This window comes from Sphingobacterium sp. UBA7631, from assembly GCF_002483935.1.
GTDB classification, from domain to species: domain Bacteria; phylum Bacteroidota; class Bacteroidia; order Sphingobacteriales; family Sphingobacteriaceae; genus Sphingobacterium; species Sphingobacterium multivorum.
Map to the genome: position 1 here is coordinate 213,998 of NZ_DLIX01000004.1, position 26,230 is coordinate 240,227.

The following is a 26,230-nucleotide window of genomic DNA, read 5'->3' on the forward strand; positions in this document are numbered from 1 at the left end:
TAAAACGGAAATATTTAACTAATGAGCCAATCAGGCAAGATATAGGTTCTTAAGCATTTAAATTTATAGGACATATCCAAGGAAATAACGCAAGGGTAAAAAACAAAAAAACACCCGAAAGCATGGGGTACTCCGGGTGTTTTAGCCATATTATTAACCTATTTTATGAAAAGTGCCCTTGAATGGGCAACACTAAAATAGAAAATAACTTTGTATAAACAAAATAAAATTTAAAAAAATCATTTTTTATAAATCACTAAACCGGTTAAACATGGAAATTTAGCAGCACGGCTAAAGGATTTCAAGTCCCCTTTTTGTCTAGGAACAAGTTAAAATCAAATTAATATTATTTTAATATATTATAGGGATATTACAGGGGGTTAACAGGGGTATAACAGGGGGTTAGTAGGGGATTTACCCCTACTAACCCCTTGTTAATACGCTGTAAAAAGATTGTTATTTCCCTATTAATTGGGGATATGAAGGGAACTTGATGCATCCCTTCGCTATCCTTGTGAGATTTTGTTAATTTTAAATCGATCAAGTAACTGTTAGCTATGAACGAACGTGAAATTCTGAGACAACATATCGACAAGACCGTCCAGTTGAACGACGAACAATTCGACTACTTCTTTTCTTTTTTTAAACCGATCTCCCTTAAAAAGAAACAACAGATTATCAGCATAGGAGATCTGGTCGAACAAGAGTATTTTGTGCTAAATGGTTGTTTAAAGACTTTTTTTACCAACGATGAACAAAAGATGCATATCTTACAGTTTGCCACACAGACCTGGTGGGCTTCTGATTATAATGCATTGCATAATCAGAGCAGGGCTACAGTCAATTTAGATTGTGTAAGCGAGGCAGACACGCTCTGCTTATCGAATGAGGACAGGGAAAAAGTATGTAAGGAAATTCACGAAGTTGAAACCTTTTTCAGATGGCGTTCTAATAAAGGATACATTGGGCTGCAAAAAAGAATAATGTCACTGCTGAACAACAATGCGCGGAGCCGCTACGAGGAACTCATGCAGCAATACCCTGAACTCTATAATCTCGTTCCCAAACATTTGATCGCAGCATATCTGGGCGTTTCCCGCGAAACACTAAGCAGGCTATACCAAGCCAAATAATGTGATCTAGATCACAAAAGCAAAACCATTCTCCAAATTGTGATGTATATCACATAGGGCTCCGGCAATTTATCCCCTACTTTGTACTATCGTTTTAAACATATAATTTTTTAACAGACTTGGTTATTTAATATGAAAAAAGACAAATTAAAAGTATTGGTTGTATTGACATCACATGACCAATTGGGTGATACAGGAGAAAAAACAGGTTTTTGGGTGGAGGAATTTGCAGCGCCTTATTATGTTTTACAAGATGCAGGAGTGGACGTCACCATAGCATCTCCAAAAGGAGGGCAACCACCAATCGATCCTAAAAGTGCGCTCCCAGATTTTCAAACAGAAGCAACCAAACGTTTTGATGCAGATAAGGAGCTCCAAACAAAATTGGCAAATAGCTTAGCCTTGGATACGATCAATGAACAGGACTACGATGCGATTTTCTATCCTGGGGGCCATGGTCCTTTGTGGGATTTAACCAACGATAAGACATCCGTTGCATTGATCGAGTCATTTTGGGCCCACAACAAACCTGTCGCCGCCGTATGCCATGCGCCAGCTGTATTTCGCTATGTCAAGGATAGTAATGGTCAGCCACTGGTCAAAGGTAAAAAAGTTACCGGATTTTCAAATAGCGAGGAAGAAGCGGTTCAATTAACGGCTGTTGTTCCCTTTTTAGTAGAAGATGAACTCGTAAAATTGGGTGCACAGTACAGCAAAGGGGAAGATTGGCATAGTTATGTAGTCAAAGATGGCCATCTCATTACCGGGCAAAACCCTGCGTCTTCGGAAGAAACTGCTAAAGCTTTGTTTACTCTATTGAGCAAGGTATAATAAACAATTAGCTAAAATCAACAAGGTTATTTCCTTGAAAGGAAAAAACCTTGTTGATTTTTATATAGGTAGCAGCAAAGTACAAACTGGCTTTGGCCGTTTATATTTTTTGTGAGCAATATTTAAAAACCGGCTCCATTTATCTGTACATTCTCCCCTCCTTTATTGAGGTTGGCTGCATCTTGTTGGATTTTAAAATATTGTGCCGCTGGGCAGGCCATCTGCGTCATCCGTCCCGCATGCATAGGTACTTCGATCACTTGCTTTGCATCATAGCGGAGTAAAGTGCTGTAGGACCAAATCGCTTCCAATACTTTCGTTTTTGTTGCCTGCACAGGTTTTCCTTCATTGGCCACCTGATCAATGGCGTTCACTCGTTTAAACTCCCCCAATCCACCCAAGGTATATCCTGCACTTTCAAACGTAGCTTCATATTTCTTGCCGTTACCCTGTATAGCAAATTTTAATATGCCTGGACCAACAATTTCCAATGTCATCAGCACCTTTTCGCCAGGATACCAATAATATTCGTCTTGTGCCGGTGCATTTTGATAAAGACTTGCTTGACCAGAGCTGTGTGCTGCCCTTCGCAAAAAAGGTCGGAAAGCCCGCCTGTCTTCGGTCACATTTCCTTTTTCATCTTTTACAACTTCCCAGGTAAGGCCAATATCCGTTTCTTGTCCCCCCATGTTACCGCCCATATAAACAGAGGGGTTATCCAGGTATTGCTTGGGTTTGCCCGGGTTCAATCGCGCCGGATCAAATTCCATCTTTGGTAAGGTAACTTCGGCCTTAATGCCGACCCAGACATCTGTACTGGAAACGACTTTTCGATAGTAGGCTCCTTGAAAACAAGCTTTTGAAGAAGCCGGACGCACCTCATTTTTGAGATACTCATTCCCATCAACACCTACAACCGGAAATTCTGGTTTAACAAATTCATTTTTTGCACTGCAGGCGGTCAAGCTTAGTAAAAAAAGTAAGCGTATGTGTTTCATAATTTCTTCGGATCAATGGGTACAAAAATTAATGGGGTCGGTAGGCAGGAAGCTCCCGGAGGAGAATAGGTGAATTCAATTTCCTGTATTTCCTTCTTCGGGTCGGGCCAATAAGTTTCGATTAGAATTGCCTCTGGATAACCTTTTGTAATCAGCGCATTTTTGGGATATTGCATCACGGTCTTTTGACCATCTTTACCCACAAGTTCCATGGTCAGCCCCATGCCACCACACCATTGGTTGTCACCAGATCGGCTGTTCCAGCTGACCAAAGCCAATCCTTTTCCGTCTGTACTCTTCCATTTGATCTTTGTTTTATACAGCACACCGTAGTTTCCGGCATTCTTGGCAAATTCTTTTTTCGCACCAATCGTTCCCGTGATCCATGGATCGTCCTGCCCGTCGGCCACAATCAGCTGCACTGCTCCTTTTTTGGTATCGAGCGTATCCGTCGGATTAATCTGATAATTAGAAATCGGAAAAATACCGCGACCAGCGTTTGCGTGACTATGAGGAATCAAGGTCTTGATCCGCGGAAACACTTTTGGCCCAGACTCATCTGGAGCAAATTGAATGACAGCGATCTGCGCCGGCTGGTCAACCACAAACTCATAAAACCCATGGACGAGTTCATCGTATTGTACCAGCTGTTTTTCCAGTTTTTCATCGATAGCCATTACTTCTCCTGGTTTAAGCACTTTCACCTGATTGTTTACAGCAGATAAAAAGTAGTCCTCAAGCCCCTTCTTTCCAATTTCAAAATAGTTTGAACTCGGTTTTTGTGAAGCATACTTCAGCATGCGAAAATGCATATTTTCATGGCCTAGATTTTTAATGACCGCTGAAATCTTACGCGGCATTTTTTGTGGTTCTTTGACACCATTGACGTTATAGACATACAACCTAACAGCCCCAGGGTCAACCGTCTCCTGTAATGCAATAGCCTCAGGAACACGAATATACTCGGGATCATCAGATATGATATACTGCGGTCCTGGTAATACGGTCTTTGTGTAAGGCAACTTAGGAAAGTCCGTTTTTAAAAAATTCTCCAACAGGACGATATCGCCTTTATTTGCGCTGACAATCTTTTTGGACACGCTACTTAAATCATTTTTTTGTGCAAATCCAACTTTACACGAAACTAAACCTAACATCAACAATAAGCTTGTTTTGATGTGCTTGTTCATAATTTTATTTTTTTACGAATGAATACAATGTTCCTCCACTGCAACACAAGCTGCATGAAGGAACGATTATTTTAATTTGAATCGGCATAAATTGTAAACTCCTGCGCAACGAGATAACCAAAGGTTGTCAACATATACACCTGAAGCCTTTGTCCATTTTCTGAGGTTCCCATACAGATGTCGTTGGTTGCATTACCGTTGGTACCGCCAGTAAACAGTTCCGACTCATAAACACGCAATTGGTTATAGGTAGGTGAACTCAGTGTGGTACCAATGCGGGCTCGATCGCTAATATCATAGACATACATCTGCCCGATCTCATTGCTTCCAAACAATTTGACCTGAGCCAAAATATCTGCATTGTTAAAACGCTGAAAGGCGATACCACCATTCATGGCAGTACCGGTAATTGCCGGGAATGCTGCTAGCCGCCCCCATGTACTTCCCGAAACATAAGCAAGTTCGGCGTTAGTGCTCGCGATCAGTTCGGCGTTAGCGCCGACCCCTAAAGGAAGATATTCCGGTAGAAAGCCTAATGATGCCGCACCATCCTTATATTCCAGGACATCGGCAGCTGTAGATTTTATCTGGCCATTTTCGACTGTCCAACGCAGGAGGTAACGACTGGTTGCAACCGAAGCGAGTAACTGACCGTTTCCGTCCATATCCCCTACCCAGTTAAGTTTACGACCGATATTGCCATCGCCGGCAGCTACCGCAGCAGGTTTGCTATAAGGTAGATCCAATAACTTGACAGGACTGGTATCAAAAACATCTTTGTATTTGTATAACACAAAGCTCTGTCCATTCGGCGTATAAGTTCCTAGCATAAATCGTCCTTTTTCATCGCTCACACCTTGGAAGATCAAGCGACCTGCCGGGAAAGGATTTGTTAGGTTATGGGAATAAGCTCCTGTGAAACGGTTGTACACCTTAAATACAGATGGTGAAGTCCGGCTCACAATCACCAAGTAATCGCCACTCACAAAACAGGACGTTTCACTATTTGCAGTGAAGCCCAAGTCTGCCGCTTTCTTCAGGAACAAGCGCCGGCTAATGCCCACCCCTTTATCAAGCTTTACAGGCTCCTTGACAACTAACTTTAATTGTCTCTTGATATTCCCTGCACCTGAAATTGTCAGCGGCACTTCCACACCGTTTGCCAAATTCACCTGTCCGCCGCTTACTATTGAACCGCTGGAGTGTTTGTTGATGACATAACTCAAATTAACTTGCGATAGATCCATTCCCGGCACGACATAAAACGTGACTGTATTCCCATTTAAAATCCCCTCGACTTCATTGACTTTCTGTTCGCTATCCTTAAATGTAATTTTAATCCCCGAAATATCGGTATTGCCCTTTTTCTCCGCAATGACCACATAGTCCTTTGCGTCACCGTTTCCCGCGGTGACAGTAATTTTCTTGGGTGCCGTCAAGTCTGTAAATCCATTTAAACCCGGCGTCACCTGGGCATCAGCTGGAACGGAAGCACGCAACATCAGTCGCGAAAGATCTACTTCATTGTCCGAATCGATCGGATAATAATAATCTACGTGCAAATACACCGTATCATTGCTGATCGTACTCAAGAAGAGGCGATCTTGCCCTTTCCCATCAATCGTAGCGTAAAAATCCATCAATTGATTTTTCACATTCCGCTCCAGATAATTAGGTTTTTGACATCCTCCCAAAAGGATTGCACAGGCCCATAAACTATAAAATTTTATTTTGTCCATTGTTAGTCTTTATTATTTTTACCAACCTTTAATTTGAGTCAACGCACCGTTCAACTGCACTTCATTTTCAGGTATGGGCAGATAATATAATTTTGTACTGAAACTTCTGTTGGTTGCGTCTGCTGAGACAACTTCATACGTTAATCCTGTTGCGTTCGGACTGATCTTATGCCCTGTAAACTTCACATTATCCAACAAGAGGTGAGCTTTTCGCCAACGGCGCAAATCCCAAAAACGGTGTCCCTCGAAAGCGAGTTCAACTTTACGCTCATGCTCTACAGCGGCCATTGCCTGATTATTATTGGCAAGGCTAAGAGCATTAAGTCCACGTTTCTGGCGGAGCTGATTGATGTAGGTTGTTGCTGAGGCAAAATCGCCCAATTGCGCTTTCGCTTCCGACATAATCAACAAGACCTCGGCATAGCGCATTTCAATCCAGCTTTGTGTACTCTTATTTTGAACGAATGTCGTGTTTGTAGGATCAAGCATTTTGCGTACATAGTATCCCGTAACGGTACGTTTGGGGTCGCCACTCGCGCCAAATGTTGTAAATCCTTCTATCGCATCGGTCGTCGACGTATTCAGTGTTCTTCCTTTCCAGGTTGCACCATTGTACAAGATCGTCGCATAGAAACGAGGTTCACGATTTGTATAGGGAGCCGCTGCCTGCGCAGCATTCTGCCAGGAGAATTTGGATCCGTCAGCCATTTCAAATTCATTGACCAGTTCCGCGGTTGGTACACCATAAACCAATGTATTACCCGGAGCATCCCGAGGTGGAGCATAGCCCAGGTCGTATTGATGCGTTACATCAGGTGCTGCAAAATCTACGCGAAAGATTGCTTCCTTTGTATTTTTATTGGTAAAAATGCCTGCAAAATTATCGTCCAAGGCATAGAGTCCCCCATTAGCCATATCGATGACTTTTTGCGCTGCATCGGCTGATTTTTTAAAATACTCCGCACTCCTCGCCTGTGAAATACCCGTCAAAGGATCCTGATTGAACTGCTTGAGATCATATTTAGCAATAGAGCCTGCATACAGTCCTACACGCGCCATCAAGGTATAGGCCGCGCCCTGGGTAGCCCTGCCGGCAAGATTGTTGAGCGGAAGATGATCCACTGCAAATTGGAGATCCTCCAGGATAAAATCATAAACGGCTTCCTCACTGGAGCGTTCGTGATCTTTTTCAGTATACTGATCCATACTCTTGAATAGAATCACGCTTCCATGGATCTTTGCCAGCCAGAAATAGGCATATGCCCGCACGAACCTGCCCTCAGCCTCATAAACCTGTTTTTGAGCATCGGAAAGAGTGGACTTCGTATTAATCCCATTGATCATTTCGTTGATACGACGGATACGTTCATATCCGCTCGCCCAATAATTCAGACCCACGCTCGCGGAAGAAAACTGGTTTGAGTTGGATACAAGAATATTGACTGTACCATTCCCAGCCGTATTTGAGGTAAATTTCATTCCATCGGCTAAGGCATCCATTGCATTGTCATAGCCTAAATTGGGAAATTGACCAAACTGGAATTTTTTAAATTCAGCATAGATGCCCGATACATATAGTTCGGCCGAATTGGGGTCAGCCCATACTTTCTCTTCTGCGATCCGGTCCTGTGGAATTAGATCGACAGAGCAACCTTGCAACGCCATAAACAACAGGCCTAAAAATGAAAGTTGCCGACAGCTGGTATATAGAGTTGATTTCATCTGAAATAGTAATTTTTAGGAGATTAAAAAGTAACGCTTAAGCCAAATTCAAAAATCCGTTGCTGCGGATAAAATCCATTATTGACATTTGGCATTTCGGGATCGAGGTATTTCAGGTAATCCCATGTGAAAAGGTTTGAGCCCGAAGCAAACACACGTACATGTTCAATCTTCGCGGCATTCAGCAATCCTTTCGGGAATGTGTAGCCCAACTGCACGGATTTAAGTCGCAGATAATCGCCTTTTCTGATCCATCCTGAATTGGCATTTGCATTGTTCGTCGACATGCCTGTTGCTTTATAGGCACTCATACGTGGAAATTCGGCGTTCGGATTGTCTTCACGCCAGGAGTTTTCAACCAAGAAATAAGGAGAGTTTCCATAGTTGTAAAAAGGACGCGTAAAAGGTGTATTATCCTCTACCCCTGAAGTTCCTGACGATCCTTCGTACGCTCCTGCGAGGGCAACATCAACTCGTGCGGCACCTTGCAACAATGCCGAAAAGTCGAAGCCTTTATAAGCCATATCGAAATTCAAACCAAATGTTAATTCAGGTACGTTGGAGCGTCCAATATAGGTCATATCGTCCGTTCGGGTAATCCGGCCGTCGCCATTCAAATCTTTAAATTTGAAAAAACCGGGAGCCATAAATCCCGAACTTGGTGAAGGTGTGTTACGGGCTTCCTCCCAGGTCTGCACCATCCCCTCTTTGACAAAGCCGACTTTTGTTCCGATCGGTTTGCCGATGAGACTTTGCCAAGAAGGAATCCCATTGGCTTCATCGAGTTTCAGATACCTGTTTTTCGCCCAGTTGATATTCCCAGTCAGACCCAATTTAAATTCGCCAAAATGGTCGTTATAACGCAATTGCGCATCGAACCCACGGTTATCAACTTCGCCTATATTGGCCAAACTCGGAAAATATCCACCCATCGACGCTGGATAAAGGTTTCCTACCTGTCCCAGAATACCAGAAGTATAACGGTAGAACCATTCGAAATCAAAACCAAACTTGCCATTTAAAAACCTTGATTCAAAACCCACGTTTGATGTGGTTGATTCTTCCCATTTCAACAAAGGGTTTTGAGGTGCATTGGTATATAAAGCTTTGACCGGTTTGCCGTCTATGACAATGACTGGTGTTGTATTTTGCGAAAGGGTATTAATGTAAGGGAAACTACCCACCTGCGCACGATCATTGCCAGTACGCCCAATAGATCCTTTTAATTTAAGGAAATCTGCAAAAGGGACAGCTTCCTTAAAGAAGGACTCATTTGAGACAACCCAGCCCAATCCAATGGCCGGAAAAGATTTCCAGCGGTTTTCCTTGGCAAAGTTAGCGGAGGCATCCCAACGCGACACCAACTCTACTAAATAACGATCGCGGAAAGCATAATTCAGTCGCGTCACAAATCCCGCCCGTGCAGATTCCGCATCACTGGAACCTGTAGACTTGATAACATCTTCCTGGGAAGCCGAACCATAGTTTATTTCCTGAATAATACTGATCGGAAAATTACTTGCGCCGGCACCAAATTGATTACCATGAGTTTTTGCATATTCATATAAACCTAACACACCGATGCTATGATCACCAAAAGTCCGGTTGTAATTTAAACTCGCTTGCCATGTGCTTCGGTAGCTAGCCGCAAAACTCTGACGAAGGGATGTTTTGGTGATCCCGGGCAATGTGGTCATGGCTACGAAATCGCCTGCAACCTGGTCCCGCTGTCTTCCCATCGTCGGATACGGAGTCAGCCAAGATTTGGATTCATCCGAATTATAGTCGTACGCACCCTGAACTTTTGCCAGCAAACCTGTTACTCCTGGAACTTTAAAATCGATGTTTGCCGTTCCCTGAAAGATATTGCTTTTGAGCTTCTGATAGCCCGAATTTGCTACGGAAGCAATTGGATTGACCCAGCCTGCTCCGGCCTGATACGCTACTGGGAGTCCATTTGGAGCATACATCGGCAGATTGGGCAGCATCCGAACAGCCTGGTAAAATGGATTCATATAGGCCGAGTTGTCGGGTGAAATACCCGGTAAATTGGTATTCTGATTACGCAAACCAATGTTCAAACCGACCGTCAGGTATTCATTAAGCTCACTTTTAAGGTTTGTACGAATGTTGTAGCGTTTGAAATTGGTATTATCGATCACCCCATCCTGGTTCATGTGACTGACCGATGCAAAATACTGCGTTTTGCTCGCTCCACCAGAAATTGTCGCGGCATGATGTTGCGAATAGCTATTATTATCTGCCAATAGTCCAATCCAATCGGTGTTGCCAAACAAGGGATTGGTATTGGTTCCATTTGAGACCGCATCGATAAGTTCCTGCGTGTAGATGTAGGGTGCTTCAGTTTGCTTCGTATTTCGAAGAAAATCATTGTCCAATTCTGTCCCTTTATTGTACCAGTTCATATAATCCGGTCCATTGAGGAATTTTGGAAAGCGGGTATTTTGGCCAATGCTATATCCAAAGTCATAGGTTACTTTGGTCTGCTCCTTTCGTCCATTTTTTGTTTTAACCAATATAATACCATTGGCAGCCTGTACACCATAAGCCGCTGTGGAGACGGCGTCCTTTAAAAAGGAAATGGTTTCAATCTCACTTGGATCCAGGTAAGCTAGGGTAGAAAGTGGGCGCTCGATATCATCGACAATCACCAAAGGACTTCGATTACCACCATAAGTCCCCACTCCGCGCAGATATAATGTCGCATTGTCTGCTCCAGGGCGTCCTGATTGTTGCAATGCTGTCAATCCGGGAACACGCCCTACAAGTGCATTGGTCAAGTTCATCGACGGGGCTTTCTTGAGCTGATCACCTCCAATCTGTACGACAGATCCAACGACGTTGTTCTTTTTTTGCGTACCATAAGCCACAACAACCACCTCATCAATCTGACGTTCATCGGGCTGCAAAACAAAACTCTGTGTGCCGGCAACTGTAATCTTTCGCGACTGCGACAAATAGCCGATATAACTTACCTGAAGTTCAGCCGGAAGTCGGTCTACCTGCACGGTAAAACTCCCTTTTTGATCCGTACGTGTTGTTACAGAAGTCCCCACTACTTTAACCGTCGCCCCAGCAATAGGCTGTTCATCGCGATTTCGTATGGTACCATTTACAATGGATTGAGCAAAGCTTATTGCGGATTGCATAAAAACAATAAGTAATCCCAATGCCTTAAAAAGATACCTGCGTTTTACATGTGTTGGTTTCATAATTTAGGAATGAAAAAATAGTGTTATGTTAAAAAATAGTATTTATGGTCACTCGGTTACCTACACCATGATCAGACGTTTTCCATTGGATAAAACACGCAACGTTCTGACACGGACAAGGCAACGTATTTTGGTTTACAATTATTAGGTATATTATTTATACAACACTAAATAAGAAATAAAATTTTAAATATTCAAATTATTTCTAATTTTTTTTATTAATTCAAACAGACTAAAGAAGAAAAAACATAAACTTAATTTGCGATGATGAGATATTTACTATATTTACCCAGAAGTTAACGTAACCAAGTTATGGGTATAAAATTTTTGAGTGACTTACATGATGCGAGCTATAGCGGTGTAGCGTATAAAAACATTTTACTTAAAAAGGAAATTTTAACCTTTTTTGCGACCAAAGGTCCTTCGACTATTCCTGAGCTCAGCAAGGAATTCAACATTAGCATTCCCAAGATCAACGAATGCATCAATGAACTCATCGAAGACGCATTGGTTCAGGACAATGGAAAATCGACTTCGGGAATTGGCAGAAAACCGAATTCCTACGGTCTACTTCCGAATGCAGCATTTTTTGTCGGTGTTCAGGTAAGCCATGATCATCTCAGTATTGTGGTCATGAATATGAAAAAAGACATTATTGCCAGTCAGGAGGAAATTCCACATCGTTTGGAGAATAATCAGGAATCACTCCAAAATATATGCCGGGAGATCAATCAGTTTATTGCCACCCACCAGATTCAGAAAGACAAAATATTGGGGGTAGGTATCAATCTTTCTGGCCGTATCAACTATCGAACAGGTTATTCCTACAGTTATTTTAATTTTTATGAAGATCCTTTATCGAAATATTTCGAACAGGAGCTGCAATTACGTACCTATCTTGAAAACGATAGTAAGGCGCTTGCCTATGGGGAATTTTCCAGCGGAATTTTAAAGGACGAGAAAGATGCACTTTTTGTCAATGTAGACAACGGTATCGGATTGGGTATTTTAATCAACGGAAAGATCTATTATGGGAAATCGGGTTTCTCGGGTGAATTTGGACATATTCCCATTTTTGACAACGATATCATCTGTCGCTGCGGAAAAAAGGGTTGCCTCGAAACGGAAGCATCTGGTTTTGCACTTAGAAACCGTGTAATAGCAGCACTGCAAAATGGCGCAACGAGCATCCTAACAAAAAAATTCAATGATCTGGAAGATATCCGGCTCAACGATATTATCGCTGCTGCAAAAAAAGATGACAATCTCGCTATTGAGTTGATCAATGAACTTGGGGAAAAATTAGGTCGTGGACTTGCCACATTGATCAATATTTTCAATCCAGAAATCATCATCGTCGGTGGAATTTTAGCCAAAAGTGAGGAATACCTGATGTTACCGCTGAAGAATGCAGTCAATAAGTTTTCATTATCCATTGTCAACAAGGACACCAAACTTGCTTATTCAAATAATGGGGAAAAACTTGCGGCCTTTGGAGCTTGCCTTCTCATTCGGGACCGTCTGCTTTCTATTATCGATTAAGACATAAGGCGTGGATTTCAGTGAAATCCACGCTACTTTATCTTTCTACAATCTCCTTCACAACCTCTCCATATTGATCTTTCACCTGCTCTTTCCTTTGTGCAAGGTATATCCACTTCTTAAACGTTCCGATAAATACAATCGCCATCAATGACATCGCAGCTACGGCCAAGCCCGCCAGTAGGTACTGTCCTTTAGGCACATATCCTTGTACCACCTGAAGATAGCCGGCCCAAAATGTAATCACGGCCATAAAGACACCGGGAACGGCTGCAAACAAGACATATTTTCGTCTATTCATCCGGATGAGCATAGTTGTACATACAATTAGACCACAGGCTGCCAAGAGCTGATTGCTAATACCAAATAATGGCCAGATGCTACTTACGTTACCGGTATAAACCAAATATCCCCAGGAAAACGTAAACAGGGCGCTGCAAATCCATACACCTGGTTTCCAGTTTTTATCGCTAAATTTAGGAAAAACAGTTCCTAGCATTTCCTGTAGAAAAAAACGTCCCACACGGGTACCTGCATCAATCGCTGTAAGAATAAAAACAGCTTCAAACATAATAGCAAAATTATACCAATAGGCCATTATATCGTTCATAAAAGGAACCTTATCGAAGATATGAGCCATCCCTACAGCCAACGACACTGCTCCGCCCGTCCTACCGTGCAGATCTACACCTATTCTGTCTATAAAATGCGGTAAATCCACAGCTGAAAGATGGGGGTGCTGCGCTAGAAACTGTGCATAATCGACTACCGGCGTATTGATTGCAAAATAATCACCAGGCATCAACGTACAAGCTGCAATCAATGCCATCAAGGCAACAAAGCCTTCAACAAGCATGGCGCCATACCCCACAAACAAGATCTCGCGTTCATTACCGATCATTTTGGGTGTCGTCCCGGTTGCGATAATAGCGTGAAATCCCGATATGGCTCCACAAGCAATCACAATAAAGATAAAGGGCAAGACAGTTCCTGAAATTACGGGGCCGCCACCATGGATAAATGAGGTCAAGGCGGGCATCTGAATTGTTGGTGCAACAAAAAATATTCCTACCGTCAGCATAATAATTGTACCTATTTTGAGATAGGTCGACAAGTAGTCTCTCGGAACCAATAATAGCCAGATGGGCAATACTGAAGCGAAGAAACCATATACAGCAATACCGATAGAGATCGTCTTCACATCCCAGTTGAAAAGTGCGTGAAAAGTTGGAACTTGCATCAGGTGATGACCGGCTATAATACCTGCAATAAGCAGGATACCGCCAATGATACTCGCCAAGGTCACCGAGCCCTCCCGATAGCGCATCATCAAGCCCATGAAAATAGCAATTGGCATTGTCAGTACAATCGTAAATAAAGACCATGGTGCCTCGTGCATCGCACTGATACAGGCCAGCGATAATCCGGCCAACGTTAGGATCAGAATGAAAAGTACAGCAATACCAGCAATAGTGCCAATAGGTTTACTGACCTCCTTGGAGGCAATGGTTGCCAAACTTTCTCCTTTATGTCGTACAGAAGCGAAAAGCACGACCATATCGTGCACACCACCACCTAATACACAACCAATTAATATCCACATGGCGCCCGGCAGATAACCAAACTGTGCCGCGAGTACTGGACCAACCAATGGTCCCGCCGCAGCTATAGCCGCGAAGTGATGGCCAAACAACACTTTTTTATCGGTTTTCACATAATCATGTCCATCAGCAAACTCCACCGCTGGTGTCTGGCGACTTCCATTCAACCTGAGCAGCTTATTTGCTAGAAACAAGCCATAAAAACGATACGCGATCGCAAAGATCAATATCGCTGCGAAGACTAAGGTCAACGCATTTATTCCATTGAGAGCATCCATAGCAGTTAAGTTACACGATTATTTTTGCTTTTTCAAACACCTCATATACCTTCCATAAGGCACGAGGCACATGAAAGCATCCCTTCCATTTTCCGCCTTTGAGATCGAGTAATACCTCACCTCTTCGATTGAGGTAGCCAAACCATTCGCCATGTTCGGGGTCCCTAAAATGTGTCCAGGTATATTCATGAACCCGTTCGAACCAACGTTTAGCCTCTTCATTCCCCGTCAGTACCCAGGCTTTCGCCATACAGACCAGTGTTTCACAGTGCACCCACCATAACTTCTGGTCCCATTCCAACTGCTGGGTTGGTTTACCCTGCGCATCCATAAAGTAGAATATACCTCCATATTTTTCATCCCACCCATGCTCCAACATACGAAGACCAATATGCATGGCTTTTTCAATCAACGCTGGTCGCTGCAGTCTTTCTCCCAAATCCATCATAAACCACATGGCCTCTATCGCATGTCCAGGATTGAGCAATCTTCCTTCAAAACTATCCAGCAATGAACCATTGGGACTTACATTTTCAAAGACAAGCCCCTGCTCCTCTTTATAAAACACATCCATTACCTCGACCACGATATCCTCAATCAATTCCTGCACCAGATTAGGTTCCAATAAATGCTCCAGTTCGATGGAGAGATTGCTCAAGATCATAGGCAAAGCAAAATTCTTTGATGGACGTACCCCTGGAACAGCCTTATCGTATATCCCCTTCGTATGTGTTCGACGTTTCAATATATTATGAAAGGTATCTTGAGCAATTTCCGCGTAACGCTGCTCCTGAGTTGCTGTATACAGGGCACCAAATCCCATAGCAGCAAAGCAATCGGAAAAAATATTATAGGGCTGCACAAGCGCCTTCCCTTGCCGATCAAGTGAAAAATACCAGTTCCCCTCTTCGTCACGTCCATGTTTTTCCATAAAGCTGGCACCATGAACTGCAATATCCAACCAGGATGACCGTGTTTCAATTTTGTTGTAAATACTCGAAAAGAGCCAAACTTGCCGCCCCTGCAGCCACATAAACTTATCCGTGTCAAAAACTCCACCTCTTCTATCCAGACAGGTAAAATAGCCACCATACTCCCTATCGAGCGAATGCTCCGTCCAGAAAGGAAGAATATGATTAAATAATTCGTCTTTATAAATTGTACTGTAATGATTCATATATAAATGAATTTGCTCTTTAAAGGCCATTTAAAATCTCTGGCCTACTCTTATCAATAATGCTATTTCTTGTTCTCTGACTTCTTCGAGATTGCTTTTGTCGTCATTTCGCGTGCTGTAAACACGTGATCCCTATCACCAATTGTGGTTCAGTGCATATTCTCGGTACCGATTGTAAAGGTGTCCTGCCTGTAAATAAGCGGATTGCGGACTCATAAAGTGAGAAAATTCGAAAGTAATAGCCTTATCATAACCAGCCTTCGCTGCAGCTTCAAGTTTTAGCCTTAGTTTATCAAACTTGATCGGAAGAAATTTGATCGGCATATCCCGGTCGAAAGATTCGGCATTCGTCCAACAGGCCATACCATATTTATCAGCCATTTTCTTATTGACCTCAAAGAAATCGGGAAGCTCATCGTAATCAATGTGTCCATCCTGAAAGGCCACTGCGTCGACAGCTCCTTGTATACCTTCAAAAATTTCGCCCCATTCCCTTTCATGTTCCAATACCGAAACTGCATCGGCTTTACTAAGCTCTGGAGAAGCAGCAAGCACGGCTTTTTTCCCATCAATCCAGGGCGATATGAATGTCGGCAAGCCCCCACTGACGGCTTTACACTGTAAGCCAAGTGTACGAAAAGCATGAACAGCCCCTTTCGTTTTACGGCTGATTTCCGTACTGATATACCATCCACCGAAGCTTTTATAATGCCCATATTTAGCCCAGACCTCTTCAATTACATATTGATTGGCATCGATTTCGTGACTCAGATCTCCTGTCTCCCAATATATACCGCTGTCATAAAGTCCAAAATAGAATTTCATCTCATACTTATCTGCAAGCTGCAGATAAAGCGCTACAAGATCCAACGATGGTTTAAAACAGCCATATTTGTCCATCAGATAAGCCGATGGATAGGTTATAAATTTACGATAGCCACTGCGAATCATAATAACAGTGTCTATACCAATTGCCTTCATATATGCAAAATCCCGATCCCACTCCTCCGGACCCCAATTCTGGTGCGGAATATCGTGGGAAATCTCGTCAATAAATGTTCCTGTAATTCTCATAAATATTTCTTTTCTTTTAATAATTGTACCCATTTTATGTAGGCACTTGGTATCAGATGGATACCATCAGCAGAATAAACCGCGTTAAGTTTTCCCTCATTGTCCTGAAAAAGTGGACAGAGGTCGACAAATGGAATATTTTCATCTGCTGCAAGCTGTCTTAGTTTTTCATTTAAGATTGGAACCAGCACATTTCTATCTTTTGTATAGGGCTCTTTTGTGAGTTCTTCATTGATTGGTAAAGCACTCTGAAGATAGATAAGGGTCTTTGGTGAGATCTTTTTTATTCGTTTAATGATACGCTTGTAGTTATTGACCGACACTTCCTGCGGAAGCTTTCTGAATTGGTCATTAATGCCATCCATCAGAAAAATTGCCCGCGGACGTCCGCGCAACACCTCATCGATACGCGCAAGAATCCCAAACGAATTATCTCCGCCTATCCCCCTGTTCAGTACAGGATATCTTGAATCTGCAAGCAATTCCTGCCATTCTGCCCGTTCAGTAATACTGTTTCCCAAAAACACGATTGCTCCTTTAATGGTTGGACTTTGTTCGAAATAGGCCATTCGTTGTAGATAATACCAGTTGGCGTAACTGCTATCTATTTTAATCTCCTGAGCTGAGAGGGGCTGGGAAAATACCGATAGATATATTCCAATGAGGAAGCAACCTTGGAAAATACGATACACCTTAAAAAATTCCAATGATCTCATAATAGTTTTTGCTGTTTTAAATAATTGGCCCAGATCAAATAGCTGGCTTGCTTCAGATGTAAGCCATCAATTGTTAGCTCAGCTTTTAGTTCCCCATTACCGTCCGCCAATATCGGCTGTAAGTCTACAAAACGAACTTGATGTGCCTTACACAATTCCTTCAACGCATTGTTCAGTAGCACTATCCTGTCATTCCGAACCTCTTCATAGATTTTTGGCAGTAAAGCTTCATTCACAGGCAGAATTCCCTGCACAAAAAGCGCTGTATTTGGCGACTGCTTTTTAACCTGCTTTATTATCCTTTCTATATTCGTTGAAATAATGGAAAGCGGTATTCCTCTTTTCATGTCGTTCACCCCACAGAGCAGAAATATTTTTCGTGGTCTGGACGCTAATATCTCGTCTAGTCGTGCTAAAATACCGTAAGTCACATCACCGCTAATCCCCCGATTGATCACATGCTTACGTTGGAGGATTTCTTGCCATTTTCCACCTTCGGTAATGCTATTGCCAAGGAAAACGATTTCGTCCTTCTGATTGGGCATCGCTTTAAAAAACTCAAGCCTTGCGCGATAATGCTGATTATCAAACGTAGAATCAATACCTTTTGATTGCGCTAAAGTCAATGCCGGTAAAAAAAAAGGCAACAACAAGGCCTTCCAGTTCCTATAAGAAAGTATGTTCATATGCATTAATTATTTTCGTCGGTATGCTCTTTTTCGGGTTTTCGCAATGGCACCCACCAGGAAACCAAAAAGGCTGGAATAGTAGAAATCAACACCCAGATAAAAAATTCTTTATAGCCCAAATGATCACTCAGCCAGCCGCTGATCATCGAAGGAATCATAAATCCCAGATTAACAAGTCCACTTCCGAAAGCGTAGTGCGCCATCTTATATTTACCTGGGGCAATATTTTGCATGATAAAAAGAATAATTCCGATAAAGCCAAAACCATATCCAAAGTACTCGATGGCGACAGCAGTAGCTATGAGATAAAGGTTTGTCGGCAATGTGATCGCAAGAAAGGCATAAGCTACAAATGGAATATTAAAGAAGGCACAAAGGATCATAAGTGTCCTGCGGTCTAAGCCCTTTTTGGATACAAAATGCCCTGCGACAATCGACCCCAACACAAAAGCTATGGCACCAAATACACCATAAAGCAATCCAATTTCCGAAGTACTCAGGCCAAGCCCACCTTCGGTACGTTGTGCTTTAAAAAATAACGGAGTGATCTTAATGGCCTGCCCTTCAGCAAAACGATAAAAGACAATAAAAAGTAAACTAAACCAAATATTCTTTTTCTGAAAAAATGTTATGATAACGTCTTTAAGCGTATCCATCCCCTCCTTTAAAGAAGTGGATTTGGGAGCTTCGTGGTGAGCAGGTAAAGCACGTATGCTGTACAATCCAATCGCCAACATAATAAATCCATAAGCAAACATCACCACCATCCACGCGGATTTAATGCCGATTTCCTGCTCCAATTGCCCCGCCAAATAAACGAGTACGCCTCCAGAAAACACTTTGGCCACATTATAGAAGGCACCCTGCCAGCCGACATATTTTGCCTGTTGTTTTGCATTCAGTTCATTCAAATATACCCCGTCGGCTGCGGTATCATGTGTGGAACCACTAAATGCAATCAGGGTCAATAAGGCAATGGAGAAGCTAAAGAAATGATCCAACTGCAGCGTAAGACCAAGCAGACCAAAGAGTAGTCCCGTGAGCAGCTGCGTGGTATAGACAAAAAATTTCTTGGTCTTATACAGCTCCAAAAAAGGACCCCATAAGGGTTTTATTGTCCAGGGCAGCATAATCAAAGAGGTCCAAAAAGCAATCTTTGCGTCCGATACCCCCAAATTTTTATACATAATGGAGCTCGCACCCGAAAGGGCAACAAAAGGTAGCCCCATGGCAAACCATGTTGTGGAGATCCAAAAAATAGGCGGAAGTGCCTTACGCCCTTTGCGAAGCTCCATCGTTTGTTCTAATAATTCATTCATTTTATGACTTCCAATAAAGTTTTAACCGGCTGCTCACGATCGTCAACAGCGCCACGATTCCAGTGAATAATACACCTCGCATCACTCCCCCAAAAACACCCTGTGCCCCCATCTGATCAAGAGCGCTCTGTAGTCCCGTAAGCGCCAAAAGTGGGATCAACACTAGATTTCCTGCGGTATAGGCGACCATCGGATTTTTACCAACCAGTGCTATACCTCGAAACAGCGATTTTCCAAAAGCAAGTTTCTCGATACAACACAACATTGTTAGCGCATAACAAGCTAAGCCCGTAGAGACAAAATAATAGCTGTATGTAGAATAATCCTTTTTTATTCCACCCTCATACGCTTCGAAGATCAGTCCTAAAAAAAGCAGATAGCTTCCGAGCACAGCCATTTTTGCCTGTAGTGTCAGTACTTCGCCCTTCCGAAAAATATCTGAACAGAAACATAGTGAAAAGATCAACATCAGGGTAAGTCCGATATTGATATCGAGATAACGCATATAGAGATTGAAGACATTCAGCCCAATGAGAATGGCACAGAGCAAGCCTTGTAACGCTAGTTGAGACCGCCGCATCTTGGGTTTGTCGGCCAACGACCTATCAGCAATAATCCACTCGCCGACAACTGTAGCCGGAAGGATAATAAAGAGGTATTTGAGGTAATAAAATTGATAAAGCCAAGTCGCAGGGCTAAGTTTGTAGATAAATTCGTTGATACTACCGACTTCTTTCGCGCCCAAAAAAACGCCCATAATAAATGGTAAAATCGCCATACGTAACCACATGGATTTCGCCGTCAGCCACCACCACAGTGTTCCAAACAAAGCCATATTGGCCAGTACCAGAATAATAATATCTGTCTTCTCGAGGGTAAATTTATCCGTTTGTGCATAAAGCAGATATAGCATCCCTACAGATAGCAACAGGGCCGCTACGTGAACAAGTCTCGCGGTCCGCATCGGTAAATACGACTTTAAATCGGCATAGAGTGCAAAGAGCAGGACAAACCCCACGATTGACAAGATATACTGTGACGCAGCAGGCTCTCCACTCATAACCCAAGCGCGCATATAAAAAGAAAATAAGGCGAAAAAGAATAAAGCAACAAAACGCTTAAAAATTGTACCCACGATAGGCAAAGCGTTTAGGTTAGCCACTTTTTTCCGCATAGCCAATGGGATGGCCGCCCCCATCGTAAAAAGGAAAATCGGAAAAACCAGATCTACCCAGGTTATACCCGCTATACTGGGATCAAATAAATGTTTAGGCGGTGGCACCTGTGCATGGTACATCCAAGCAGGAAGGTTTCCAAATGAAATGCTCGATGAAAGCACCATTAAAAGGATGGCAATTCCCCGCAGAACATCCAAACTATCGTTTCGCTGCTGTGGAGTCGTTGTAGAATTTGGTAAAATTGGGATCATCTCGTTTTTCTATGCGTTCGGAAATCAATTTTTTGTTGCTATAAATTGGCCGGTAAAATCCACCGGCCGTTCAAACGGCTTTAGGATATGATCCAACACAACCGCCACTTGAGCCCTTGTTAACACTTGATTTTCTTTTGCTGCAATGACGGACCAGACTTTATTTTTATTCAAAGTGGGGTCGACCTGGAGCAATAGAGCCGCAAAAAATTCTGCTGTGACATCGGCACCCGAGCCAGCGACTTTATCAGCCGATGGATAATAACTACGCATACCATCAATCAGGTCTACTTCGCTTATGCGATGTTCGGGATAGAACCAAGTCTGATTGGCCCATTTGTAGGGCACCCCTTTTCCTTTAAGAATCCCGGTTGCTCCAACACGTTGGATTGCCTGAAAACGACTATCTTTTGGATCAACATCGATAAAGGGCATGAGATAGGCATGATGGTCCAAAAGTACTTGCTGGACCTCCCTTAATGAAAGATCTTTGGGCGTAACACCTTGTTTTGCAGACAGCGCCGCCAGCACTCCAGCAGCTTGACCAATACCCAATACAACTGGCTGAAGGCGGGTGGCCCCAGCCACAATATTGCTCACACTGATGCTTTTTTCAGCAACAATAAAATCCGCTATTTTCTCAGGAATCAAACTTCCAAGGGGTACATTGTAGGATGGTACCCGAATCTTAACAAAATCAATTTTGGGTGCATCCGGGTTCTTCAGGTGATGATGATCGATGGTATAATCGCCTACTATCCCACCTGTGCGGTACAAAGGCAGCTCCTGCTCATAAGGACGCTGCACATAGGGCAATGTCAACTGGACCAAGCCCTTAGCGCGTCTAGACTCGCGATGATAAGCAATAAAGGGAAGTTTATCGGCTGTATCATATTCATCATCGGCAAGCCCCAAGTTTTTAAAACCAAGCTGATTTTGAAGATGATATACAAAACGTAAGGTATGATCTTTCGCCTTTTGCAACTCCAAAGCCCTCGCCTTTGGCGACATTTCGATAATATTCAGGTAGATATCATTTCCATCTTTAGGCCAGTTTATCATGTATTTTCCATTCGGCAATTTCCCATAGGTAATCATTTGATCACAATTGATGATAGGCGTATCACTGTGTGAAGCAGGATCTTTAACATCACAGGCATGTTCAAATTCTTTAGGATCATAACCCTGAGGTTTCTTTAGCAATCTCTTTGGATCAGCACCATAGTCTTTCAGAATAGCGACATAAGTAAGGTCTTGAATTATTGAATTGGCCTTTTCGGGGGCAAATTCTTCTTTCGTATCGTAGCGGCTATCCATACCGATGCTGTAAGCAACACCCGCACGCGGCAAGAGATCACCCAATTCCGTCGCATCGACTAAAATAGAAGCGTTTACGGTTTTCTTTTTTCCTTCCTGTTCAATGGCAACGGTCCAGCCTTTAGCCTGTTTTTTCAGGTCTAAAAGGGTACTTTTATACCAAACGTCAATATTTTTTTCGGCTCCAACCATCTTTTTTAGCAAACGGTTACCGACCGAAGGTTCAAATAGCGTATTGCTTACCCAGCCTGTTTCTACGGCCTTTGGACCACCATAATAGGCATAAAGCTCTGTCCTAAATTCGCCCCATATTCCCGAAGGCATACGATGGTTACCGTCAATAGCGGAGACCCCAGCGGCAGTGAGCATACCACCCAACCAGCTTGTCTCTTCCACCACAAGGACCTTACTTCCCAAACGGGCAGCCTGCAAAGCCGCAGAAACACCGCTTGCGCCTCCCCCAACAATCAATACATCGTATGAAGCAACAGCCTGCCCCTGCGAGGAGAGCGTGACAGAAACCAATAAAATAGAAAAAAAAGATTTAAACCAATTCATATGAAGTTAATTGCAGTAAATAATTTGAAAAATACGCGCCGAATACCGACGTAAGAACCAGAGATACACGGTTTTGTTGTCGGACTAAAGGATCAGTATGAGGTGAATAAAACATAGGTTATCGATTAATGGATCAGACGATTAAAATAAGCGAAATGAACCGGAATGGTTTTAGCCCAATAGCCAGAGGTATGAGCGCCGGGCTGAGCAATATAAGTGGCTTTGATCTTGAGTACATCACAGCTATCCCGAAGGGACTTATTGGCCCCATATAGATAATCTTCAGTACCACAATCAAAAATAAATGTCTTTTCAGTCCCTACGATCTTATGGACATTATGAATGGCACTAAAACGATCGAATAATGGATTTTGATCGCTGTATTGCCCTAAATGTTGTGCTAGACTTGTCTTCTTGAAAGCCGAATGTCTCAGATTGACAACTCCCGAACTGCTACCGGCACTCTTAAAAAAAGATGGATAGTTAAAAAAGAGCCAAAGTGCACCATGCCCCCCCATGCTCACACCCGTAATAAATGAGTTGTCCCGATCCGTATGATATTTATCCTGTATGTAAGGCATTAATTCCCCTGTCAAAAATCGACCAAATTGTGCTCTGCCTTTTTGTGGACTGTCTAAAAACCAGCTCGTACCAAGACCATCAGGGCATACAACGACAAAGCCATATTGATCGCTCAATGCCTGAAAATCGATAAATCTTGACAGGCTTTTATAATTCGCCCCATGGCTATGCAACACATATACAACAGGTAACGCACGGTTGTCCGGCTTCATCTTTGGTGTATAAACGTAGCCAGAATCTACTCCAGAAAGATGAGCAGACTGTAAGGTATAAAGCTTTTGTCCTTTGGCCAACATGCTGCCGAGCACACATAAAAGGCATATGATTAAACGCATTGGTATAATTGAGTCAGTCTTTAGATTTATAGTGAAGCTAAATTAATAATAAAATTTATAATAAAAAAAGTATTTAATAATTTTTTTTATTTAATACTGCTTTATTACGGTATTTTATAACGAAGTAATTTACGGATAGACCGCTGAAATAAAAAAGAGCATGGAAGGTTTTTCCAATGCTCTTTTTATCCCCAAGATGAAACACCTGGTAATGAATTGACTTACTTATTTCGTAAACCTTATTTATTCTTTATTTTATCCGGCATTTTACCGTTGCTGTTTTCAACCAAGGTGCGGTAAAACGTACATCGACCGTTTCTCCAGATTTACCCAAAGCCTGAATATAAGTGATCATCTTTCCGTGATAAACGCGCTGCTTCTTGTCCGTATAATCGCCCATATCGGCATTATTTCCAGCTTCCATTCCTAGTAGACGCGCATTTCCCACGATATCACAGGTAATTTCATCCTCCGAAATAACGACAGGAACCCCCTTTTCATCCAGGATCTGCAAAGCAATCTGGATCACTCCACCAGCTTCGACTTGCTGATTACCCAACATGACAGCTTGAATAACTGCGGGTCTCTCGCTGGATTGAATCGCATGCCGAACGACCTCCTTGCCATTCGCATCCAGACCCACAACCTCTAGCTTTCCTGCTTTATAAGGAATGTCCCAAAAGATGATCCCTGTTTTCTGATCGTAGTTTTTCTTTTCGCCCACCACTTGAGCATCCAATTCTAAGCGCGCGCTAGCACTATTGGTATAACAGACCACCCTGATCTGCTGCCCCTCTTGGTAGTTCCAGACTGGCCAGGCGTCCATGGAAGGTGCCTCATTTTTCCGTTGCCCCTGTTCAGATTCCAATGCAGACCAAACATCTGTGGCTGCGGCACCTCCCTGCAATGGATAAGTACCCAAGTAAGCCATCGGTTTATCCAACCACAGTGATTGACGGTAATAGCCTCGCGGCTTGATAAAACCTGCGAAATCCAGCAGTCCTGAATAAAATCCACGTGAAGGCCAACGCCCCGACTCTCCGAGGTAGTCAATACCTGTCCACAAAAATTGGCCAAATATATGGTTGTTGTCACGTACCGCAAGCCATGCTGGAAGATCGTGTCGATTCTCACTTCCAAAAATTACCCGTGCTGGATAGCTCTGATGATCCTGCTGATAACGACTTTCGGTATAATTGTATCCAGCAATATCAAGTGCTCCCGGATAGGCTGTTTCATTCGACATCGCTACCCCGGCAAGCCCTGCTGTAACAGCCCTACTTTTATCATATTTTTTTACAACCGCTACCAAGCGTTTGGCGATATCCCCCAATCGCATCGCATCTGGTGCATCCTTTTTGTAACCACCATACGAGGCCTGCGTGAAACCACCTTCCTTCTTCTTGCCGTTAAGGACAGGATGTGAATAAGGGTCATTTGGATAATCCACTTCGTTGCCTATGCTCCAGGCGAAGATCGAAAGGTGATTGCGGTCTCTTTTGACCATATCGGCCAGATCCTGCTCTCCCCAGGATTCAAAAAAGTCGTATGATCCCTCAAAACCCGGTGTCCCGACATTCCATCCCTGTAACCATTTCCTCTTCGGGTACTCCCACTCGTCGAAGGCTTCGTTCATAACAAGTAAACCGAGCTCATCACATAAAGCATAAAGCGATGATGCCTGCGGATTATGACTGGTTCGAATGGCATTAACCCCCAAAGATTTTAAGGTAAGCAGTCGGCGGCGCCATACTTCAGTATACATTTCAGCTCCCAATACCCCAGCGTCGTGATGCAAACAAACGCCTTTGACTTTCATCCAGGAATTGTTTAAGGCAAAGCCCTTGTTCGGATCAAATGTAAAGGCCCTAAAGCCTGTTTTCACCTCTGACTGATCAATCCGCTTTCCATTTTGGCTTACGATGGTCCGCAGGGTATATTGTGTGGGTTGATCCAAACTCCACAACGATGGATTCGATACTGCCAATTGCTGTGTTACAGTTGCCTTATTCGCGGCCCCGACCTGCACTTTCTGCGACTTTTTGGCAACCACCTTTCCTGTTGGATCAAGCAGCTCCTGCTCCACTTTAATCGGGGCAGCAACTTGCGTACTGTTGACAAGGGCTACTTCTGTATTTAAAATACCTTTTCCTTGTCTTAGTTCTGGACAGGCATAGACTCCCCATTGATCGATATGCAGCGTATTCGCCTTTACAAGCCATACATCGCGATAGATTCCTGATCCTGTATACCATCTTGAATCGGCGCTTTTACTATGGTCGACCTTAACAGCAATGGTATTTTCCTTCCCAAACTCAATGTATGGTGTGATATCGTACGAAAAGGAAACGTAGCCATTGGGCCGCTTTCCAACCGATTTACCATTGACAAAAACTTCGCTTCGGTTGTAAACCCCCTCAAAATATAGAAACAACCTTTTCCCCTGATCTTCCACTGGTATGGTCAGTTGTTTTCGATACCAACCAATACCGCCCGGTAGAAAGCCCGTCGCACTGGCGAGCGTTGGGCTCAGTGGATATTTGACGCTCCAATCATGGGGCAAACTAATGGGCTGCCAGCCTGCGCGATTCTTTTCAGCGCCTGCCTGTCCTTCAATATCGCCCAAATGGAAACGCCAATCCGAATTCACACGTTCGGCGATACCAAATCCGGGCTGTGCATATAAGCTATTCATACCCAAATAACTTGACACAGCTAAAACGGCCAGATTTCTTATTATTTTTTTCATTGTACTATATGCATTAGG

19 protein-coding genes are annotated in these 26,230 nt (G+C 43.1%); 4 read left to right on the plus strand and 15 right to left on the minus strand.

Features of this window, described 5'->3' with window-relative positions; all coding sequences use genetic code 11:
- The first annotated feature begins 557 nt into the window (after positions 1–557).
- Both B3P16_RS05730 and B3P16_RS05735 read left to right on the plus strand, forming a co-directional pair.
- Positions 558–1,133: a Crp/Fnr family transcriptional regulator gene (locus tag B3P16_RS05730; protein WP_286841711.1), complete on the plus strand. Its 576-nt coding sequence runs from the start codon at positions 558–560 to the stop codon at positions 1,131–1,133.
- A gap of 132 nt (positions 1,134–1,265) precedes the next feature.
- Positions 1,266–1,964 carry a type 1 glutamine amidotransferase domain-containing protein gene (locus B3P16_RS05735; RefSeq protein ID WP_286841712.1) on the plus strand — a complete coding sequence of 233 codons (699 nt, stop codon included), beginning with the start codon at positions 1,266–1,268 and terminating at the stop codon, positions 1,962–1,964.
- Positions 1,965–2,086: 122 nt separating this feature from the next.
- Here the strand turns inward: B3P16_RS05735 and B3P16_RS05740 are convergent, their stop codons facing one another.
- From B3P16_RS05740 to B3P16_RS05760, 5 genes are all read right to left on the minus strand, one after another.
- Positions 2,087–2,962 (minus strand): hypothetical protein, encoded by an 876-nt coding sequence (locus B3P16_RS05740; RefSeq protein WP_286841713.1) that lies wholly within the window; start codon positions 2,960–2,962, stop codon positions 2,087–2,089.
- The gene (locus tag B3P16_RS05745) at positions 2,959–4,152 is read right to left on the minus strand and encodes a copper amine oxidase (RefSeq protein ID WP_286841714.1); all 1,194 of its coding nucleotides are present in this window, start codon (positions 4,150–4,152) and stop codon (positions 2,959–2,961) included. Before B3P16_RS05745 ends, B3P16_RS05740 begins: the two co-directional genes overlap by 4 nt.
- 71 nt (positions 4,153–4,223) lie before the next feature.
- Positions 4,224–5,891: a DUF5018 domain-containing protein gene (locus B3P16_RS05750; RefSeq protein ID WP_201638935.1), complete on the minus strand. Its 1,668-nt coding sequence runs from the start codon at positions 5,889–5,891 to the stop codon at positions 4,224–4,226.
- A gap of 18 nt (positions 5,892–5,909) precedes the next feature.
- Positions 5,910–7,613: a RagB/SusD family nutrient uptake outer membrane protein gene (locus tag B3P16_RS05755; protein ID WP_286841716.1), complete on the minus strand. Its 1,704-nt coding sequence runs from the start codon at positions 7,611–7,613 to the stop codon at positions 5,910–5,912.
- A gap of 23 nt (positions 7,614–7,636) precedes the next feature.
- Complete coding sequence (locus B3P16_RS05760) at positions 7,637–10,846, minus strand: SusC/RagA family TonB-linked outer membrane protein (RefSeq protein ID WP_286841718.1); 3,210 nt, start codon at positions 10,844–10,846, stop codon at positions 7,637–7,639.
- Positions 10,847–10,871: 25 nt separating this feature from the next.
- Between B3P16_RS05760 and B3P16_RS05765 the strand changes: the two genes are divergently transcribed.
- Positions 10,872–10,994 (plus strand): hypothetical protein, encoded by a 123-nt coding sequence (locus B3P16_RS05765; RefSeq protein ID WP_262896106.1) that lies wholly within the window; start codon positions 10,872–10,874, stop codon positions 10,992–10,994.
- A 164-nt stretch (positions 10,995–11,158) separates the two neighbouring features.
- A complete protein-coding gene (locus B3P16_RS05770) occupies positions 11,159–12,388 on the plus strand; it encodes an ROK family protein (protein ID WP_286841720.1) in 1,230 nt (409 codons plus the stop codon).
- 37 nt (positions 12,389–12,425) lie between these two features.
- On the opposite strand, the gene B3P16_RS05775 is transcribed toward B3P16_RS05770, so the two are convergent.
- The 10 genes from B3P16_RS05775 to B3P16_RS05820 form a co-directional block, all read right to left on the minus strand.
- Positions 12,426–14,267, minus strand: a complete 1,842-nt coding sequence (locus tag B3P16_RS05775) for a carbon starvation CstA family protein (protein ID WP_286841722.1) — start codon at positions 14,265–14,267, stop codon at positions 12,426–12,428.
- A 10-nt stretch (positions 14,268–14,277) separates the two neighbouring features.
- On the minus strand, positions 14,278–15,444 hold the full coding sequence (locus tag B3P16_RS05780; RefSeq protein WP_201638931.1) for an AGE family epimerase/isomerase: 1,167 nt from the start codon (positions 15,442–15,444) through the stop codon (positions 14,278–14,280).
- A 135-nt stretch (positions 15,445–15,579) separates the two neighbouring features.
- Positions 15,580–16,518, minus strand: a complete 939-nt coding sequence (locus tag B3P16_RS05785; protein ID WP_286841724.1) for a DUF4434 domain-containing protein — start codon at positions 16,516–16,518, stop codon at positions 15,580–15,582.
- Positions 16,515–17,234: a GDSL-type esterase/lipase family protein gene (locus B3P16_RS05790; RefSeq protein WP_286841725.1), complete on the minus strand. Its 720-nt coding sequence runs from the start codon at positions 17,232–17,234 to the stop codon at positions 16,515–16,517. The genes B3P16_RS05785 and B3P16_RS05790 overlap by 4 nt, the downstream gene beginning before the upstream one ends.
- Positions 17,231–17,920 (minus strand): GDSL-type esterase/lipase family protein, encoded by a 690-nt coding sequence (locus B3P16_RS05795; RefSeq protein WP_286841727.1) that lies wholly within the window; start codon positions 17,918–17,920, stop codon positions 17,231–17,233. Before B3P16_RS05795 ends, B3P16_RS05790 begins: the two co-directional genes overlap by 4 nt.
- Positions 17,921–17,925: 5 nt before the next feature.
- Positions 17,926–19,242 (minus strand): MFS transporter, encoded by a 1,317-nt coding sequence (locus B3P16_RS05800; protein ID WP_286841729.1) that lies wholly within the window; start codon positions 19,240–19,242, stop codon positions 17,926–17,928.
- Between the two features lies 1 nt (position 19,243).
- Positions 19,244–20,671 (minus strand): DUF5009 domain-containing protein, encoded by a 1,428-nt coding sequence (locus tag B3P16_RS05805; RefSeq protein WP_286841731.1) that lies wholly within the window; start codon positions 20,669–20,671, stop codon positions 19,244–19,246.
- Positions 20,672–20,695: 24 nt separating this feature from the next.
- Complete coding sequence (locus tag B3P16_RS05810; protein ID WP_286841732.1) at positions 20,696–22,546, minus strand: FAD-dependent oxidoreductase; 1,851 nt, start codon at positions 22,544–22,546, stop codon at positions 20,696–20,698.
- A 125-nt stretch (positions 22,547–22,671) separates the two neighbouring features.
- Entirely contained in the window at positions 22,672–23,463 is a 792-nt protein-coding gene (locus tag B3P16_RS05815; RefSeq protein WP_046675309.1) for an alpha/beta hydrolase, read from the minus strand.
- 250 nt (positions 23,464–23,713) lie between these two features.
- A complete protein-coding gene (locus B3P16_RS05820; protein ID WP_286841733.1) occupies positions 23,714–26,212 on the minus strand; it encodes a sugar-binding domain-containing protein in 2,499 nt (832 codons plus the stop codon).
- Positions 26,213–26,230: the final 18 nt, after the last annotated feature.